Origin of the sequence: Streptomyces sp. DH12, assembly GCF_020873895.1 — a bacterium.
Classification (GTDB): domain Bacteria; phylum Actinomycetota; class Actinomycetes; order Streptomycetales; family Streptomycetaceae; genus Streptomyces.
In genome coordinates this window covers 1-446 of the sequence record NZ_JAHWGT010001128.1, presented here as the reverse complement: position 1 = coordinate 446, position 446 = coordinate 1, and the positions used below count along the sequence as shown (strand labels likewise).

The 446-nt window shown below is 75.6% G+C and carries 1 protein-coding gene; it reads left to right on the top strand.

All coding sequences use genetic code 11. From position 1 onward, the window contains the following. Positions 1–301, top strand: a 301-nt coding sequence (locus tag LPA54_RS38865; protein ID WP_228985106.1) for a GNAT family N-acetyltransferase, incomplete at its 5' end; no start/stop codon positions are given. Positions 302–446: the final 145 nt, after the last annotated feature.

The window sequence follows — 446 nt, the reverse complement described above, 5'->3', positions numbered from 1 at the left end:
CGGGCAGGTGCTGCTGAGGAGGGCGCGGGAGCATGCGCGTCCCGCCGCGGTGGGCAAGGTCGATCTCGGGTATCTGTTCCTGCCGCGGGCGTGGGGACACGGGTACGCGGCGGAGGCGTGCGGGGCGGCACTCGGCTGGCTCGACGGCGTCCTCCCCGGCGAGCCGGTGGTCCTGGCCACCCGGACCGCCAACGCCCGCTCCCTCCGCCTCGCGGCCAGGCTGGGCTTCACGGAGGTGGAGCGCTTCCGGGCGTGGGACGCGGAGCAGTGGCTGGGCCTCCGGCCTGCGACGTCCGCATGACAGGGTGCGCGTGCCGGGCTATGCCCGTGCGGGACGCAGCAGGACCTCACTGCCGATCGGTGTGAACCCGCAGGCGAGGAAGGCGCGGAGGGTGCGGGCGTTGCCGGGGGAGACGGCGGCGAAGACCGGGGCACCCTTCGGGACC